Raw genomic sequence first — 226 nt, 5'->3', positions numbered from 1 at the left:
CAAGTAAAGCTAGGTCAAGCTACAAAGGGCTAACGGTGGATACCTAGCCACGCCGAGGCGAAGAAGGACGCGATTACCGGCGAAACGCTCCGGGGAGCTGGAAGTCAGCATCGATCCGGAGGTCTCCGAATGGGGCAACCCCATGTACTGCCTGCTGAATCCATAGGCAGGTCAGAGCCAACCGAGCGAACTGAAACATCTTAGTAGCTCGAGGAAAAGAAATCAA

General features: G+C 54.4%; 1 rRNA gene. It reads left to right on the top strand.

The window, feature by feature from the left end:
• Positions 1–12: 12 nt before the first annotated feature.
• A 23S ribosomal RNA gene (locus AC0QH1_RS00575) occupies positions 13–226 on the top strand; the annotation flags it as partial.

The organism is Phormidium sp. CCY1219 (genome assembly GCF_055795085.1).
Note: the sequence above shows the minus strand (reverse complement) of the source record. Positions and strands in the feature narration are given on the sequence as shown.